This is a genomic window from Nonomuraea sp. NPDC049129, assembly GCF_040648495.1.
Lineage (GTDB): Bacteria > Actinomycetota > Actinomycetes > Streptosporangiales > Streptosporangiaceae > Nonomuraea.
Genome location: NZ_JBEZDU010000002.1, coordinates 839,234 through 856,190, shown reverse-complemented (window position 1 = coordinate 856,190; position 16,957 = coordinate 839,234). Strand labels below are relative to the sequence as shown.

General features: G+C 72.2%; 11 protein-coding genes. 7 read left to right on the top strand and 4 right to left on the bottom strand.

What is annotated here, in order from left to right:
• Positions 1–86: 86 nt before the first annotated feature.
• The 3 genes from AB0B64_RS08905 (at position 87) to AB0B64_RS08895 (ending at position 4,869) form a co-directional block, all read left to right on the top strand.
• On the top strand, positions 87–1,013 hold the full coding sequence (locus tag AB0B64_RS08905) for a pseudouridine-5'-phosphate glycosidase (RefSeq protein ID WP_358175846.1): 927 nt from the start codon (positions 87–89) through the stop codon (positions 1,011–1,013).
• The gene (locus AB0B64_RS08900) at positions 1,010–1,939 is read left to right on the top strand and encodes a sugar kinase (RefSeq protein WP_357950918.1); all 930 of its coding nucleotides are present in this window, start codon (positions 1,010–1,012) and stop codon (positions 1,937–1,939) included. The genes AB0B64_RS08905 and AB0B64_RS08900 overlap by 4 nt, the downstream gene beginning before the upstream one ends.
• 83 nt (positions 1,940–2,022) lie before the next feature.
• Positions 2,023–4,869 carry a hypothetical protein gene (locus AB0B64_RS08895; RefSeq protein WP_358175843.1) on the top strand — a complete coding sequence of 949 codons (2,847 nt, stop codon included), beginning with the start codon at positions 2,023–2,025 and terminating at the stop codon, positions 4,867–4,869.
• Positions 4,870–4,986: 117 nt separating this feature from the next.
• Here the strand turns inward: AB0B64_RS08895 and AB0B64_RS08890 are convergent, their stop codons facing one another.
• The 4 genes from AB0B64_RS08890 to AB0B64_RS08875 form a co-directional block, all read right to left on the bottom strand.
• Positions 4,987–7,968: an AAA family ATPase gene (locus tag AB0B64_RS08890; protein WP_358175840.1), complete on the bottom strand. Its 2,982-nt coding sequence runs from the start codon at positions 7,966–7,968 to the stop codon at positions 4,987–4,989.
• Between the two features lie 69 nt (positions 7,969–8,037).
• Positions 8,038–9,678 (bottom strand): carboxylesterase family protein, encoded by a 1,641-nt coding sequence (locus AB0B64_RS08885; protein WP_358175837.1) that lies wholly within the window; start codon positions 9,676–9,678, stop codon positions 8,038–8,040.
• A 205-nt stretch (positions 9,679–9,883) separates the two neighbouring features.
• On the bottom strand, positions 9,884–10,318 hold the full coding sequence (locus AB0B64_RS08880) for a GNAT family N-acetyltransferase (RefSeq protein ID WP_225289643.1): 435 nt from the start codon (positions 10,316–10,318) through the stop codon (positions 9,884–9,886).
• 109 nt (positions 10,319–10,427) lie between these two features.
• Positions 10,428–11,345 carry a hypothetical protein gene (locus AB0B64_RS08875; RefSeq protein WP_358175834.1) on the bottom strand — a complete coding sequence of 306 codons (918 nt, stop codon included), beginning with the start codon at positions 11,343–11,345 and terminating at the stop codon, positions 10,428–10,430.
• Positions 11,346–11,381: 36 nt separating this feature from the next.
• Here AB0B64_RS08875 and AB0B64_RS08870 point away from each other — a divergent pair, with 36 nt between their 5' ends.
• Genes AB0B64_RS08870 through AB0B64_RS08855 form a run of 4 tightly spaced genes read left to right on the top strand, consistent with a single transcriptional unit; the run spans position 11,382 to position 16,954 of the window.
• Positions 11,382–13,016: a serine/threonine-protein kinase gene (locus AB0B64_RS08870; protein WP_358175831.1), complete on the top strand. Its 1,635-nt coding sequence runs from the start codon at positions 11,382–11,384 to the stop codon at positions 13,014–13,016.
• A gap of 4 nt (positions 13,017–13,020) precedes the next feature.
• A complete protein-coding gene (locus AB0B64_RS08865) occupies positions 13,021–14,622 on the top strand; it encodes a serine/threonine-protein kinase (RefSeq protein ID WP_357950900.1) in 1,602 nt (533 codons plus the stop codon).
• A 2-nt stretch (positions 14,623–14,624) separates the two neighbouring features.
• On the top strand, positions 14,625–16,193 hold the full coding sequence (locus tag AB0B64_RS08860; RefSeq protein WP_357950897.1) for a serine/threonine-protein kinase: 1,569 nt from the start codon (positions 14,625–14,627) through the stop codon (positions 16,191–16,193).
• Positions 16,190–16,954, top strand: coding sequence for a hypothetical protein (locus AB0B64_RS08855; RefSeq protein ID WP_358175829.1), 765 nt, complete (start codon positions 16,190–16,192; stop codon positions 16,952–16,954). The genes AB0B64_RS08860 and AB0B64_RS08855 overlap by 4 nt, the downstream gene beginning before the upstream one ends.
• The last annotated feature ends 3 nt before the right edge of the window (positions 16,955–16,957 follow it).

Below are 16,957 nucleotides of genomic sequence, written 5' to 3'. Positions count from 1 at the left end.
CCTCCTCCGTAACGTGCTTGTCCGGAACAAACTTCGTAAAATAGACCGTTCCACCAAGCCGTCCTACGAAGGAGCACGAAACCCACATGCGCAGCGCCGCCGACCCCATCCTCCGGCCGTCCGACGAGGTCGCCGAAGCCCTTGCCACCGGCGCTCCGGTCGTGGCCCTGGAGTCCACGATCATCTCGCACGGCCTGCCGCAGCCGCGCAATCTGGCGGTCGCCCGGGAGCTGGAGGACATCGTCAGGGCGGCGGGTGCCGTACCGGCCACGATCGCGGTGCTCGACGGCGTCGCCCGCGTCGGCCTGGACGAGGTGGAACTCGAGCGCATCGCGACCGAGTCGGGCCTGCGCAAGCTGGGCCAGCGTGACCTGCCGGTGGCGGCGGCGCTGAAGGCGAGCGGCGCGACGACCGTGTCGGCCACGTCGTTCCTGGCCGCCCGCGCGGGCATCCGGATCTTCGCCACGGGCGGGCTCGGCGGCGTGCACCGGGGCTGGACCCAGGCGCAGGACGAGTCGGCCGACCTCGACACGCTGGCGCGTACCCGCATCACCGTCGTGTGCGCCGGGGTCAAGTCGATCCTGGACGTGCCCGCGACCCTCCAGCGCCTGGAGACCCGCGGCGTGACCGTGGCGGGATACCGTACGGACACCTTCCCGGGCTTCTACCTGCACTCCTCCGGCGAGCCGATCGACTGGCGGATCGAGTCGGCCGACGAGGCCGCGGCCATCATGCGCGGACAGGACGGGTTCGGCGGCCAGGAGACCGCGCTGATCGTCGCCAACCCCATCCCGGTGGACCGGCAGCTCGATCCGGCGCTGCACGACCGCGTGCTGGGCGAGGCTCTGGCCGCCGCCGACCGCGAGGGCGTGACCGGGCAGAAGATCACCCCGTTCCTCCTCGACTACCTGGTACGCGGCACCGGCGGCGCCTCCCTGGAGGCGAACCTGGCCGCGGTCCGCGGCAACGTCGCCCTCGCGGCGCAGATCGCGCTCGCCTGGTCCCGAGCGTGAGCGCAGGCGGCCTCCTCGTCATCGGCGACGTCGTCACCGATGTGGTGGCCCTGCACGACACTCCGGTCATGTCGGGTACCGACACGGCCGCCGACATCGCGCTCCGCCCCGGCGGCTCGGGCGCGAACACCGCCTCCTGGGCCGCCCACCTGGGCGCCGACGTACGGCTGCTGGCCCGGCTCGGCTACGACAGCAGCGAGTGGCACACCGCCGAACTGCGCAAGACCGGGGTACGTCCGCACGTACGCGTCGATCCCCACCATCCGACGGCGATCGTGATCGCCATGGTGGACCGGACCGGCGAACGCTCGTTCCTCACCAACCGGGGCGCGGGCGGCCGGATCTCCGCCGAGGACTGGGACGGCTCGCTGCTCGACGGCGTGGGCCGCCTGCACCTGTCCGGCTACACGCTCTTCGCGGAGGCGGGGCTGGCGCTGGCCAGGCTCGCCATGGCCGAGGCCCGCGCCGCCGGGGTGACCGTCAGCATGGATCCCGCCTCGACCGGCTTCCTGCGCGAGTTCGGCGTCGCCCGGTTCCTGCGCGAATCCGCCCCCGCCCACCTCATCATCCCCAACCGGGACGAGGCCCTCCTGCTCGCCGGCGCGCAGACGCCCGAGCGGGCCGCCGAACTCCTCAGCGAGAGGTACGGCACCGCGATCGTCAAGCTGGGACCCCAGGGAGCTCTGGCGGCCACGGAGGGCACTGTGACGGAGGCGGCAGCGGGGGTTCCAGCCGAGGTCGTCGACTCGACGGGAGCGGGCGATGCGTTCGCTGCGGGATATCTCACAGCGAGGTTGAACGGCGCCGGTGAAGGGCAGTCTTTGGACGCCGGATGCCGGGCCGGAGCGGAGTGCGTGGCCCTGGTGGGCGGTCGGCCACGGTACGGTTTGGAGCTGAACCTTCTTTACCCTATTCACACCGATTGATAGCTTGCCGCGTAGGCTGCACCAAGAACCACATGCGTATTGAGTGGCATCACGCGGCTCACTGGGGAGGATAAGGTCCGCCGATGGAAGTCGAGTCATCGATCTGCCTGAGCGACCTGGTCCCTGCCTTGCGCTGGAGCCGTCCCCAGCAAGTCGCGGAGGCGCTGGGCGATCCGCGCCTGCCCGCCGGGTGGTGGTCGTCCGTCGCCCTGTCGAGGGCGCTCGGCACGACCGGACTCGACTGGATCTGCGACCGGCTCGCCCTGCTGGCCTCGGCCCGCTGGGACCACCTCGCCCTCTCGGACGTGCTGCCCGCGCTGACCGTGCACCCCATCGACCCGGCGCTGCCCGGCTGGCCGGAGGCCACCAGGACGGCGATCACCGGCCTGGGGGGCTGGCAGCGGTTGCGCCGCCTGTCGCCCGGCGACCTGAGCACGCCGTCGGCCACGCCTGAAGTGGTGATCGGCTCGGTGTTCCGCGAGGTGCTCAGCCGCATCCCGGTTCAACGCGAACCCGGCCAGCCCGCCGCCCAGCCCGCACTGACCGCACAGCAGGGCCACCCGGCACAGACCCGGCCGGGCCAGCCCGCCGCCCATCCGGGACAGGGCCACCCAGAGGTGACCCGCCCGCTTCAGCGCGGCACGGTCCCCGGCCAACGCGACGGAGGCCCCGGCCAGCGTGACGGGGGTCCGGGCCAGAGCCCGGCGCACACCGGCCCGCAGCCCGCCGTGGCCCAGGACAACGGCGGCTCACCCCGCCAGACCGGCTCCTTTCCCGTCCAGGGGGCCCCGCGGTCGGGTTCCTTCCCCGACCAAGGTGGGCCGCAGACCGGCTCCTTCGCCGCTCTGGGCGGGGCCGCCCGCCAGACCGGCTCGTTCCCGGCGCAGAACGAAGGCGCCCCGTCGCCCACGGCCGGTCGGCAGCCCTTGTCCGCCCCGCAACCTCAGTCCAGCCCCCAGGCCGCCCGCCAGGACACGAACTCCCCCGGCGCCAATCCCCCCGGCACCGCCCAGCAGGGCGGCCTCTTCCCCGGCACCAACGCCCCGGGCACTGGCCAGCAGAGCGGCGGGTTCCCGAACACCGGCCTCCCGGCCGCCAACGGTCCAGGCACCGGCTCCTTCCCAGCGGTCGGGTCCGTCTCGGGCACCGGGCTTCCGGGTGCCAACGTCCCCGGCAGCGCGGACCCCGAGCGCACTGGCCCGCACACCGGTCCCCATCCCACCGCCAATCCGCACACGGGCCCGCACCCCACTGCCACCGGTCCGCACACGGGTCCGCACTCGACCGTCGGCCCGAACACCGGTCCGCACCCCACCAGCGGCCCTCAGGCCGGTACGTCGCCCGCCGGCGGCCAGCTGCCGCCCAGTGGCCCGCGCACCGACCCCCGGTCCGGTGCCGACCGTCCTGGCGGTACAGCCCAACCGGGCGCCCAGCCGAGTGCCCTCCCGGGCGCCGACCGCCTCCCCGGCGGAACACCCCACACCGGACCACGCCCCGCCACCGGACCGCTCGCGGGCAACGGAACGCCCGCGGGCAACGGATCCGTCAGCGGCACCGGCTCCTTCCCCGCGGTCGGGTCCGTCGGCGGCACCGGCTCGTTCCCGGCCGTCGGGTCCGTCACAGGCACCGGCTCGTTCCCCGCTGTCGGGCCACTCGCCGGCACCGGAACACCCGCAGGCAACGGATCATCCACCGGAGCCGGCACGGGATCGCGCCCCGGAGGCGCCTTCCCAGGCGACCTGGGCACCACGCCCCGCACCCCGAACGCGGACCCCTCCACCCACACCGGCGACGTCTCTCTCCCGCCGACAAGCGTTCCGGGCCTCGGCGGCGCGTACGACACACCAGCACCGGCGGCGACGCCCGCGCCCTCCGAGACCGATCACGCCATGGTCCGGGTCGTCGACAGCCTGTTCCGCAGCCTGGACAAGCTGGCGCTCGCGGTGGCCGTACACCGCCTGTTCGCCGAAGACCCCGTCAGCCTGCGTACGCTCGCCCACAAGATGCTCGTCGACCGTGACGCGCTCTCCCAGGCGCAGCGGACGGCCGAGGAGCGCGTGCTGCACTGGCTGCGTTCGTCGGAGTCGGCGCCGGTCACCGGGCACATGTTCCGGCTGACGGAGTGGCTCGGCGCGGCCGCCACGCAGGACCAGCTCATCGGCGCCGACCCGGCGCACCCGGTGATGGTGCCGTCGTTGCGCACTCCGCTCTGGCGGGTACTCGTGACGCTCATGCCCGACCGCCGTCTCCAGGACGGCTGGCTGGTGGTGGGCGACCTCCACGGCCTGCAGGCCCGTACCAGGCAGTTGCTGGCCGGTCAGCCCGCCGACGCCGACGTGGTGGAGCTGCTCAGCGAGCTGGGCATCCGCGCGCACTCGGCCAAGGCGTGGCTTGACGCGCTGCCGGACACGTCGGACCCTGTGGCCTCCGCCCCCTCCCCGGCCCAGCCGCTCCCCCGCCGTACCCCCGGAGCCAACGGCCACCACCACAGGGGCGGCCAGCCCATCCCCTCGGCCGAGAGCAACGCCATCGACCCTTCGGCGGCCCTCGCCACGCTCTCCGCCTTGTCGGGCGGCCGGTCCGGCATGCTGCCCCCCACGCTCGCGGGCACTCCGGCCACCCCACCGCCGCCGCTGCCGAGCCCTTCCTCGGACCCGCGCCGCTGGCAGCGCATCGAGGTCACCAACGAACACCTCCGGGGCGGCCCGGTCCCGGTGCCCGAGGGGTACGCCACGCAGCTCGGCATGCGCCCCGGCACCCTCCTGTCGGTGACCGGCCCGGGCGACAACGCGATCGTCCTGGTCTGGCAGGGCCACCAGCCGGTCTTCGACTCGCTCCAGCCGGTCCTCATGCGCCTCAACGCCCGCCCCGGCGATCAGGTGTACGTCACGGTCGACGGCTACCGCCTGGAAGCCCAGCTCACCGGCTGACCACAGCCGCCCGGGACACCGCTTGGCACCAGAGGCCAAGCAGCAACCGGCGTCTTGGCGTCGAAGGCCAGCAGCGGCCGTACCCTTGTGCCGTGGTCAAGCGGTGGACGAGGCCGGTCAGTCGTCGGCGAAGAGGCGGATCCGATGGGCCACCGCGGATGCCTCGCCGCGGGAGGCGACGCCCAGTTTGGCCAGGATGTTGGAGACGTGCACGCTCACGGTCTTGACCGAGATGAACAGCTCCCCCGCGATCTCCCGATTGCTGTGCCCCTCGGCCACGTGCCGCAGCACCTCCATCTCGCGCGCCGTCAGCCCCAACGGCAACCCGTCGGGCGCCGGCTCGTCGGCCACGGCGACACGGCCCCGCCGCGCGAGCGCGTCCAGCCGCTCGACCAACGGCGCCGCACCGAGGCGCTCGGCCAGCTCACGGGCTCTCGCCAGTCTGACCCCCGCCCCCTGCCGATCACCGGCCTCCAGCGCCGCACGGGCGGCACCTTCCAGGGTGCAAGCTTCGGAGTAGGGCTCCCGCAGCCCCGCCCAAGCCGCCACCGCCGCGTCCCACATCTTTAGCCGCCAGGCCGCGTCATCGAGACCGACCACGGAATCAGACTCGGATCCGACACCCGAGCCAACACCAGACCCGGAGCCCCGCTCCGATCCGGCACCCGACTCAGGACCAGACCTTAAACCCAGCTCGGACTCGGACAGCCCCGTCAAGGCCATGAACGTGAGCCGGTGCGCCTCCTGGCTGTCGCCCTCAGCCTCGAGCCGCCCCGCGACCGACCGCAGCTCCCCCACAAGATCCCCGCCCAGCTGCGCGATCACCACCAGCAGCGGCCAGGCGTAACGCGGGCTGGCCACCAGATCCTGCTCACGCAGTGTCCGGGCAGCCGCCTCCCGCGCCTCGTCGAGGCGTCCCCGCGCCACCAGAAGCTCGACCTCCCTGCAGGCGTGCGGCAGCACGCTCTGGTCGCGGAAGCGCCCGCGCGCCAGCACGCTGCGTGAGGCCGCGAACAGCTCCTCGGCCCGATCGACCCGCCCGCGCGCGAGCGCGATGTCGGAGGCCAACCCCTGCAGGCTGGCCCGGTAGGGCGGCGGCGGCATGAGCTCCAGGGCGTGCTCGATCACCTTCAGCGCCTCGTCCCAGCGCCCGAGCGACCACAGCGGCTCCGCCAGGTTGATCGACAGGAACGTGCCCGACGTGCGCGCCACGCCGTAGCGTTCGGCCTCGGCGATCCCGTCGCGGGCGACCTGCGCGGCGCGTTCGTGGCGGCCGGCGCCCTCCAGCACGTCGGATTCGGAGATGGCGCCGCGCAGCATCGCGTTGTGGGCATCGGCCGTGGCCGCGATGCGGCGCGCTTCGGCGAACCCGTCCAGGTAGGCGTCGATGTCGGAGAACTGGCAGCGCGCCCAGGTCAGGCTGATCAGCGCGTGCGCCTCGGTGTTGGCGTCGCCCACCTCGTGGCCGAGCTCCATGGCCAGCCGGGCCGTCGAGATCTTCTCCTGCCAGTCGTCGTAGAGCATGCGCGCCAGGCTCTCCAGCACCTGGGCCCGCAGCTTGCTGGGCTTGTCGGCGGGCACCAGCGACGCCGCCCGGCGCAGGTCGTCGACATGGCCGGGGCGGCTGAGGTCGTAGCCGGTGAGACCGCGCTGGCGCAGCAGCCTGGCGGCCCTGGCCGGCTCGGCCGGCTCGTCGATCTCGGCGAGCCCGGCGGTGGCCAGGGCGATCGAACGTTCGTACTCGCCCGCCAGGTGGGCGACCGTGGCCGTCTGCCTGAGCACCTCGACGTGGTCGGCGCCGATGCGCTCCGCGGCGTCGGGCACCTGATCCCACAGCTCCAGCACCCGGGACAGCATCCTGAGCTGCTCGTCGTAGGCGGCGGAGCGGCGGGCGGCGGCCGCGGCGTGCCAGGCGCTGATCAACGCCCACGTGGTGTCGTGGGCGGCGTGCCAGTGGTGGGCCAGCTCGATCGCGCCGCGCGGGACGGGCAGGATCGACAGGTCGCGCTCCAGCGCCTCGGCGAAGCGCGTGTGCAGGCGGGTGTGCTCGCCCGGCAGCAGGTCGTCGTGGAGCGCCTCGCGGATCAGCGCGTGCCTGAAGGAGTAGCCCTCGCCGTCGACGACCAGCACGTTGCCGGCCACGGCGGGGCGCAACGCGTTGGACAGCGCCACGTCGTCCCGCCCGGCGACGGCGGACAGCAGGTCGTGCTCGATGCGCTGGCCGCCCGCGCTGGCCACGCGGAGCAGCTCCTGGGTGTCGTCGGGCAGCCGTTCGACGCCGGCGAGCAGCAGGTCGCGCAGCGACTCGGGCAGCGACTCACCGACACCGGACTCGCTGAGCAGCGCCTCGACGAACAGCGGGTTGCCCTCGCTGCGCGCGTAGATCAGGTCCATGTCAGGGCCGGACGGCTCGCGCTCCAGGATGCTCGCCGCCTGCTCGACGACCTCCCTGCGGGTGAGCCTGCGCAGCTCCAGCCTGGCCACCCAGTCGACGCGGCCCAGCTCGGCCAGCAGCGGGCGCAGCGGGTGGGTGCGGTGCAGCTCGTCGGCACGGTAGGTGACGACGATCAGCAGCCGTACGCCGGAGCGCTGGTAGCGGACCAGGAACGAGAGCAGGTCGCGGGTGGATCGGTCGGCCCAGTGGGCGTCCTCGACGACCAGGACGACCGGCCGGTCCTCCGCCAGCCGCTCCAGCAGGCCGAGCAGCTGCTCGAAGAGCCGGGCGCGGGCCTCGGAGCCGTCACCGTCGGGCTCGCCGAACTCGGGCAGCAGCCGGGCCAGCCCGCGCGTGGTGCCGCCGGGCACGAGCGCCGCGACGCCGTCGCGGCCGAGCTCGCGCACCAGCCCGCGCAGCACCGCGGTGAAGGGGGCGAACGGCAGGCCCTCGGTGCCGAGCTCCATGCAGCCGCCGACGAGCACCATCGCCTCGCCCGCCCGGTCGGCGAACTCCCTGACCAGGCGCGTCTTGCCGACGCCCGCCTCGCCGCCGACCAGCACGGTGGACGCCGCGCCGGTCCGGACGCCGGCCAGCGCCCGCTCGAGCGCGCTCAGCTCGCCGGCGCGGCCGACGAAGCGCGGGCTCACCGCGTGGATGCTCACGCCCCAAGAATGCCATCAGGCGGCGACAGAAACGGCCCCGGGCCTGATCACCAGTACAGGTGACGCACCTCAGGCGCGGTTCTCCCAGAACAACCTCTCGTCCTTGTCCGGATCGGTGACGATCTCGCACTCGGCGTCGAGCCACATCGTGGCACGGTCTTTCAGCGTGTACGCGGGCCATCTCGGCACGTCCACGGCGGTGGGACGGCCCGTGCGGGCGAAGCCCGCCCACAGTCCGCTCATATGCCGGGCGGTCGCCAGCCGCCCCGGCGATTGATCGGCGTAGAGGAAGAAGTCGAGGTTCTTGTCGGGGTTGGCGAACTTGAGGTTGATGTCCGAGGCGTGCGGCGAGCCGATGGGGAAATCGGTGCCCGGCACCACGGTCGGGTTCTTGTAGGCGAGCTGGTACATGAACACGGGCGCGGCGCGCTGCGCCACCTTGGCCTCTGCGATCTTGATCGCGTCGCGCCAGATGGGCGAGGCCGTGATCGCGAAGTAGAGCTGCGCGGGCGTCGCGTCGGGCCGCGACGCGTGGAAGGTCCTGATGATCTGGTCGAGCTCGGCACCCTGGTACGTGCGACTCAGCTCCCTGCGCAGGCCGGCCTCGTCGATGCGGAAGATGTCGGGCGGCCCGAAGAGACTGAAGAACACCGTTTCATCGCGGCATGTGCCGCACATCAGCGGCTTGCCGGCCGAGAAGGACGCGACTCCGTCGGCGAAGGGGTGCCGCGGGATGACGGTGCCATCGACGAAGGCGCCGAAGCCGGGGAGCGAGCCGGGGTCGCCCCAGGGTGCGACGCCGTTCGCGGCTTCGGACTGCTGGATCTCGAGCAGCCTTCCGGCCGGAATCTCATGCAGCTGGGGAATGTCCGACGTGGTCAGTCCCAAGAGCTCCAGCGTGCGCTCGGCCCGCGCGGTGGCGCCTTCGCGGGTGGGGAAGCGCAGCGGTGCGGCGCTTTCGATCGAGGCCTTGTGGAACAGCGACGCGGCATCCGGCATGGTGTAGACGGCCGCGGTCTTGGCGCCGCCACCGCTCTCGCCCCAGACCATGATGTTGTCGGGGTCGCCGCCGAAATTCTCGATGTTCTCCCTGGTCCAGCGCAGCGCCGCGAGAATGTCCAGCATCCCCTGGTTGGCGGCGTAGTCGCCACCGGCGAGATCGCCCAGGAACAGATAGCCCAGCAGGCCCAGCCGGTGGTTGGACTCGACCACCACCACGTCATAGAGCCGCGCCAGATGGGTGCCGTCCTGCCCCGTGGCGGAACCGGAGCCGATCATGTAGCCGCCGCCGTGGTTGTAGAACATCACCGGCCGCCGCTCGCAGTCGGCGGCCGGGGTCCAGATATTGAGGTAGAGGCAGTCTTCGGAGGGTGCCGGCATCCGGCCATTGCCGTTGGGGCCCATCTCGTTGCCCGCTGCCTGGAATGCCGGGTTGGGAAAGTCCACCGCGTCGCGCACGCCGGTCCAGCGCGTGGGCGGCTTCGGGGCCTTGAACCGGAGCTTGCCGAGCGGCGGCGTGGCATAGGGCACGCCGAGAAACTTGACGATGCCGTCCTCGCGTCTGCCGCGCACCCTGCCATAACGGGTTGCCGCCTCGTCCGTTCGCCCAGTTCCCTGCGCGAGTGCCGGGGAGCCCTCACCCGTCACGGCGGCGACCACGGATAACGACGTGCCGATCATCGCCCTGCGGCTCATTCCCGACCCCACCATCAGGCTCCTCTCTTGGAGAGCGCACGCGCATGCAGGACTAGCCCGAATGAGTAACGTTTTTCACATTTTCCCGACCATAGACGTCGATGTCGTCACTGGTCAAGGCACAACGAAGCAGGAGAGCAGGCCAATAGCTCATCGCAAATGTGGGTAACGTTACCCATTCACATGCCAAGGCGCCGGGGACGGTGCGACGCCGCCGGCGCTAGCGGAGGATCTTCCTGAACATCGTCGCCGACGCCTCGTAGCCCAGCGCGTGGTAGAACTCGGGCGCTCGCCGCGTGGCCATGGCCACGTAACCGGCCTGCCGCGAACGGGCCCACGCCTCGAATTCCACCAGCAGCGCCCGCCCGATGCCCTGCCGGCGCGACCCGCTCTGCACCATCGCCTCCTCGACCCAGGCGACAGGCCCGTTGGCGAAGAGCGTCAGGTGGACGAACCCCAGCAGATAACCGTGCACCCGGCCGCCCACCACGGCCGCGATCAGCATGACGTCGTCATCGCGCAGCAGTTGCGGCAGCGCCGCGTCGAAGGCCTCCCGTTCGGGCCTGAAGGTCAGCCCGAACTCCATCGCCAAGGCGAACAGCTCGTCCGCGTCGGCCTTCTCCGCTCTCCTGATGTGGAGATCGTCTGACGTCATGTCGTACGACCTTAAGTCGTGGCGTGGCCGCCGTCCACTCAGGTCAGCCCGTCAGCCCGGTCATGTCGGCTCGTCAGCCCGCTCAGGACAGCGGGCCGGCGCGGTCAGGTCAGCTCGTCAGCGCCTTGACGGCCTGTTCGGCGACCTCCTGGGCGCCCTTCATGAGCACGTCCTCGGCGACCGGCTCGGTGTCCTTGCCTTGGGCGAGGATGTCACCGTTCTTGTTGTCGGTGCCGAAGTAGCGGACGTTGATCGTCGTGTTGCCCATCACGATGTAGGCCCAGACGTTCGTGGTGCCTTTGAGGTTCTGGGTGTACATGGCGTGGGTCTCGTCGCCGACGCCGTCGAAGTCCTTCATCTCACCGTACGTGCTCAGGAACCGCAGGCCGGGGTTGTCCTCCTTGGTGCCCGCCATGTCCTTCATCGAGCCGAAGTTGAACTCGGCGTCGTCCCTCGCGGCCGCGACGCTGGGCCAGACGTTGACGGCCAGGTGGATGGTCCGCGATTCCAGGGTGCCGTTCTTGATGTTCTTGGCCGTCTGGGTCCACTCGCAGCCCTTGCGCAGCGCTCCGTACCCGTCCTTCTGGACGCCGGGCGCGGACTGCGATTTGGGCGCGAGCCGCCTGGTCAGGCTCGCGGGCAGCAGGTCGCACACCTCCGGCACCGCCTTCAGCGGCGGGAAGGTGGAGGTGGCCGCGGGCGTCTCGGCCGGATCCGACGAAGCCGCCTCCGACGGCAGCCCGGACGACGAGGGCAGCGACGAGGGGAGAGTGGACGGCAGGTCGGAGGGCAGCGTGGACGGCAGGTCGAACGAGGGCGACGGCAGCGCGACCGGAGGCGCCTCCTGGCCGACGTTGCGTACCGCGATGAGCGCCCCGCCCAGCACCGCCACCGCCGCGGCCCCCGCCAGCACGCCCTTGGCCCAGCCGGGCGCCTTCGGCGAGACGGGCCGCTCGCCGCCGCCGTCCGGCCAGTACGAGGCCGGCGGAACGGGCGGCGCCTGCGGTGCCTGTGGGCCCTGGATCATGGCCACCCCTCATCGCGGCGGATCATTACGAATGGGATGCTGTTGACGCGTCCGGGATGGAAATATAGCGAACCGAAAGTCTTGCACACTATGGTCTCCAACGTGCCTGGTCTGGGGGATTCCAAAATCGCAGGCCGCTATCGGGTGCTACGGGCGCTCGGTCAGGGTGGCATGGGCACCATCTGGCTGGCTCACGACGAGCTGCTCGACCGCCAGGTCGCCATCAAGGAAGTACTGCTCCCGCAGTCCCTCGCCCCGGCCGAGCGGGCGGAGGCGCTTCAGCGGGCCATGCGCGAGGCGATGGCGGCCGCCCAGCTGCGGCATCCGGGCATCATCACCATTCACGACGTACTGTCCGAGGACGGGCGGCCGTGGATCGTCATGGAACTGCTCCGCGGCCGTGACCTCAAGGACGCGGTGGCCGCCGAGGGCCCGTGGTCGCCGGAGCGCACGGCGGCGATCGGGTTACGGGTGCTGGAGGCGCTGTCCGTCGCTCACGCGCACGGCATCCAACATCGCGACGTCAAGCCCGCCAACGTGTTCCTGACCGACGACGGCCGGGTGGTGCTGACCGACTTCGGCATCGCCAGGCTGGAGGACCAGGCGACGATCACCGAGTCCGGGCTGCTGATCGGGTCGCCCGGGTTCATCGCCCCCGAGCGGCTGCGCGGCGAGCGCGGCGGGCCCGAGTCGGACCTGTGGTCGCTGGCCGCCACGCTGTACGCGGCCGTGGAGGGCCAGGCTCCGTACGTCGGCACCTCCCCCATGTCGGTGCTGCGTGACGCCCTGACCCTGCCGCCCCGGCCGCCCCAGCGCGCCGGGAATCTGGGGCCGGTGCTGGTGATGATGCTGGCCCGCGACCCGTACCAGAGACCCGCCCCGCAGGCGGCCGAGCAGCTGCTGCGGCGGGTCGCGGAGGGCGGCCCGGCAATGGCGGTCACGCAGCCGATGGCCGGGCGCGCGAACCGGCTGCCGATCGTCGTCGGCGGCGCGGTGGTCGCGGCGGCGGTGCTGGCGGGTACGGTGGCGTTCGTGGCCCTGCGGCCCGCGGACACCCCCGCGACACCCGTGGCGGAGACCGTGAAGCAGCAGCCGCACACCACGTCCCCCACTCCCACCCCCAGCAAGGAACCCGAGCCGGCGAAGACCCCCAAGTTCACCGCCGCCGTGAACCTGTGCACGCTGCTCACCCCCGCGCAGGTCGCCAAGCTCGTGCCCGGCGCGGGCAAGGGCAAGCGCGACGGCGACAGGTGCGAGTGGACCACCCGCGGCAAGGGGCTATCCGCCGAGGTACTGACCAACATCGGCGGGCCCGACAAATGGAGCGCGGTCCCGGAAGACGCGGAGGAGGAGTACATCGGCCGGCGCAACGGCGCAAGCGAGGGCTCGGAGTTCACCTGGACATGGCCGGAGGTCGGCCTCACCAAGGGGATCAAACAGCAGCGCCGCCACGTCGAGGACATCGACGGCATCGGCGATGAGGCGTACGGCTACGAGTTCGTCAGCCCGAAGGGCAACGCCGAGAACATCACCGTGGTCTTCCGGCTCAGCAACGTGAACGTCCAGATCGGCTACGTCAACGTCAACAAGATCGGCGACAACGCCGCCCTGCGCAAGGGGGCGCGTGACGCCGCGCGATGGCTGGCCGAGGCATTGAACCGCCAGGAGTGAGGCAATGAACCAACCGCGACTCGTGGGCGGCCGCTACCAGCTGCTCGAACAGCTCGGCCGCGGCGGCATGGGCATCGTCTGGCGCGCGCACGACACCATGATCGGCCGCGAGGTGGCGGTGAAGCAGGTGCTGCTCCCGCCGAACCTCTCCCCCGCCGACCAGGCCGCGCTGCGCCACCGTACGCTGCACGAGGCCCGCGCGGCGGCCGGGATCCGGCACCCCGCGGTGGTCGGCATCCACGACGTGATCGACGACGGCGGCCAGCTGTGGATCATCATGGAGCTGGTCCGCGGGCGCTCGCTCGACCAGGTCGTCAAGACCGGCGGGCCGATGGGGGCGCCGTGGGCGGCCTCGATCGGGCTGTTCGTGCTGTCGGCGCTGGCCTCGGCGCACACGCGCGGCCTGCTCCACCGCGACGTCAAGCCGGGCAACGTGCTACTCGCCGATGACGGCCGCATCCTGCTGTCCGACTTCGGCATCGCCGCCCCGACGGGTGCGGCCCAAGCGGGTCCCCAGCAGGGCGGAGTGCCGGTGGGCACAGCGGGGTTCACCGCGCCCGAATGCCTCACCGAGAGCGTCGCGCCGGGGCCGCCGTCCGACCTGTTCTCGCTCGGCGCGACGATCTACACGGCGGTGGAGGGCGTACCGCCGTTCCAGCGCAACACCGCGATCGCCACGCTCGGCGCGGTGATGACCGAGCCGCCCAGGCCGGCGCAGCGGGCCGGCACGCTCACCCCGCTCCTGCTCGGCCTGCTGGCCAAGGACCCCGCCCACCGGCCCGACGTACGCACGCTGCGGCGGGGACTGGAGCAGGTGGCGGGCCACGCGGTGCCCACCGTCAGGACGCCCGCGCCCGCGTGGGTGGTCTCGCGCACGGCCGCGTACGGCTCGGCGGCCGCCGTGGTCGTGGCGTTCGTCGTCGCGGTCACGCTCATCCTGACCATGGGGTCGTCCGCCGCCCCGCCGCAGGCCACACCGTCGGCGGCGGCACGGACCACGAAGCCGGCGCCGAGCAAGGCCGCCCCGACGAGCGCGGCGCCCACGGCCTCGGTTTCCGCCAGTCCCTCGCCCGCGGTCACGCTGCCGGCCGGCAAGTTCTCCAAGGTCCCCCGGCCCTGCCAGCTGCTCACCAGGGCGCAGGCCACCCAGCTCGTCGGCGCGTTCATCACGTCCTCGACCGACCCGACGTTCAGATGCGCGTGGTCCACCACGGGCCTCCCCCCGGCGGGCAAGGAGCTGAGCGTCTTCCTGACGCTCTGGCTCTACGCGCCGCAGGGCGACGGCTACGAGACCACGCTCGCGCAGGAGCACATCGCCGGGGCGCGGAAGGAAGCCGAGGACAAGGCGGGCAGGGGCGGCTCGGGCGAGAAGCAGGGCGAGGTCTTCGAGATCCCCGGCGCGGGCGAGGAGGCCATCGCGTACGAGATCTCCCGGGTGAAGTTCAACGACAAGGCGGAGGCCGAGGTACACGTACTCTTCCGCACCGGCAACATGGTGGGCGAGTTCCGCTTCGTGCACGACGTGGCCAAGGACGCCACGCTGCGGGACAAGGCCGCGCGGGCGGCCAAGTTCCTGGCCGCGAACCTCGACGCCAAGGCCTCCTGACCATGCGCGTGATCGCCGGACGCTACCAGCTGCTCGCCCCGCTCGGGGCGGGCGGCGCGGGCACGGTGTGGCGGGCGCGTGACGAGCTGCTGCACCGCGAGGTCGCGGTCAAGGAGGTACGGCTGCCGCCCGGCCAGGACCAGCAGCGGGCCCTGATCGACACGCTGCGCGAGGCCAGGGCGGCGGCGGCGCTGAACCACCCGTCGATCATCACCGTGCACGACGTGATCTCCGAGGGCGGCCAGCCCTGGATCATCATGGACCTGCTCGCGGGCACCTCGCTGGGCGATCTGGTCAAGACGCGCGGCCCGCTGCCGCCCGGCCACGTCGCCACGATCGGCCTGCGCGTACTCGACGCGCTGGAGGCCGCCCACCACCGCGGCATCCTGCACAGGGACGTGAAGCCCGGCAACGTGATGATCACCGATGTCGGTGAGGTCGTGCTGACCGACTTCGGCATCGCCGCGCACACGGGCGACGCCCCCGGCGCGGGTACGGCCGCCGCCGCGGCGCACGCCGGCGACGTCGCGGGCTCCCCCGGCTACATCGCGCCCGAACACCTGCGCGGCGAGCCCGCGGGCCCGATGGCCGACCTGTGGTCGCTCGGCGCCACCCTGTACCTGGCCGCGGAGGGCCGGGCGCCGTTCGAGCGCGACTCGGCGATGGCGATCGTCGCGGCCGTGCTCACGCTGCCACCACCGCCGCCCGTCAACGCGGGCCCGCTCGGCGGCCTGCTCCTGGCGATGCTCGACCGCAACCCCGCCGCCCGGCCGCACCCTCGGGCCATCAGGGCGCACCTGGAGTCACTGGCGATCCCGCTGCCCGTCCGGCCGCGCGAGACCGCGCCTGCCACGATTCCGATCCGGGCGGGGTCGCGCCGCCGTACACCGCTCGTGCTGGGCGGTCTCGCGGCGGGTACGGCCATCGCGGTCACGGCGGTCGTACTCGTCAACAGCTCCGGAGGCTCTCCAACCGTCACGACGTCGGCCACCCCCGTCGCCCAGCCCGCCTCGACCACGGCGCCCCCGACCCCGGCGCCCTCTCCCACCACGGCGCCCCCGACCGCACCGGCCAGGGGCGACGGCCAGTTCGGCCAGCCGCCGAAGGCGTGCTCCCTGCTCACCGACGACCAGGCGCAGACCGTCCTGCCCGGCTCCCATTCCAAGCAGCCCGCCCTCTACGACGAGAGCGAATGCTACTGGTCGGTCGGCACGCTCGGGCTTCTCGACCGCACGTCCATCAACCTCAAGGTCAAGTACTCCGGCACGGTCAAGGCCGCCGAACGTGCCTTCACCCAGACCGTACGGTCCCACGACACCAAGGCGGGCAGCCAGCAGACGGTGACGACCTCGCGCACCAGGACGGTGCGCGCGGGCGACGAGGCGGCCGCCCAGGACAACGAGGCCGGCATCACCCACACCTCGACGACCACCATATGGATGCGGGTCAGCAATGTGATCATCCAGGTGGAGGCCAGCCATCCGAAGCGAACGAAGGTGACCCCCCAACTCCGGGACACCGCTCTCAAGACCGCCCGCGCGGTGGCCGACACCCTCCAGAAGGCGCGATGAACCAGCAAAATGACTTCCCGACCGCGGCCGTGCCGCGCACCGCTCCCACCCAGCAGTCCCGCCCCGGGCTGCGGGTGACGCCGGCGATCCTGAGCGTGGCGGCGGCCGTGGTCGTGCTCATGCTGTTCACCGTCCTGTTCCTGCTGACCCGGCAGCCCGACAAGTCGGCGGCCGTGGCCGTACCCGTCAAGACCACGCGGACGGCCGAGCCCTCAGTCAGCCAGCCTTCGCCCAGCGAGCAGGCCGGCACGAGCGAGCCCGCGCCGACCGGCGCCGCCACGTTCACCAAGACCGTCGACCCATGCACGGTCACGAACGAGGACCTGGTCAAGAAGCTGACGTTGTTCCCGGACAAGTCGCAGATCAAGGCCGAGGAGTGCGAGTGGTCGACGCTCGCGCCCGGCTCGGGGATGCCGGGCAACATGCAGTTCCGGCTCCAGGTGTACGTGAAGGTCTTCCCGGGTGACGTGGCGGCGGCGCACGAGCAGTTCGTCGCGCAGCGGCAGGAGGCCGTCCTTCTGGCCAAGACCTCCACCCCCGCCGAGCCGCCCATCGGCGACGCCTCCTGGACCACCCTCTACACGCTGCCCGGCGACACGGGCAAGGGGCCGACCATCGCGACCGCCGGCGTCCGGGTCAGCAACGCGGTGATCCAGGTGACCTACCAGCGGCACGTCACCGAGGACCCGACGGGCAGGCTGACCAAGGGCGCCCTGGACGTGGCCAGATCGGTCGCCGAGAAGCTCGGCACGTCGAACTGATCG

What these genes read in the sequence shown, in the direction of transcription:
- AB0B64_RS08905 (WP_358175846.1), top strand. Translation starts at nt 87, where the DNA reads ATGCGCAGCGCCGCCGACCCCATCCTCCGGCCGTCCGACGAGGTCGCC.
- AB0B64_RS08895 (WP_358175843.1), top strand. Translation starts at nt 2,023, where the DNA reads ATGGAAGTCGAGTCATCGATCTGCCTGAGCGACCTGGTCCCTGCCTTG.
- AB0B64_RS08885 (WP_358175837.1), bottom strand. Translation starts at nt 9,678, where the DNA reads ATGGTGGGGTCGGGAATGAGCCGCAGGGCGATGATCGGCACGTCGTTA.
- AB0B64_RS08880 (WP_225289643.1), bottom strand. Translation starts at nt 10,318, where the DNA reads ATGACGTCAGACGATCTCCACATCAGGAGAGCGGAGAAGGCCGACGCG.
- AB0B64_RS08875 (WP_358175834.1), bottom strand. Translation starts at nt 11,345, where the DNA reads ATGATCCAGGGCCCACAGGCACCGCAGGCGCCGCCCGTTCCGCCGGCC.
- AB0B64_RS08870 (WP_358175831.1), top strand. Translation starts at nt 11,382, where the DNA reads ATGCTGTTGACGCGTCCGGGATGGAAATATAGCGAACCGAAAGTCTTG.
- AB0B64_RS08865 (WP_357950900.1), top strand. Translation starts at nt 13,021, where the DNA reads ATGAACCAACCGCGACTCGTGGGCGGCCGCTACCAGCTGCTCGAACAG.
- AB0B64_RS08860 (WP_357950897.1), top strand. Translation starts at nt 14,625, where the DNA reads ATGCGCGTGATCGCCGGACGCTACCAGCTGCTCGCCCCGCTCGGGGCG.
- AB0B64_RS08855 (WP_358175829.1), top strand. Translation starts at nt 16,190, where the DNA reads ATGAACCAGCAAAATGACTTCCCGACCGCGGCCGTGCCGCGCACCGCT.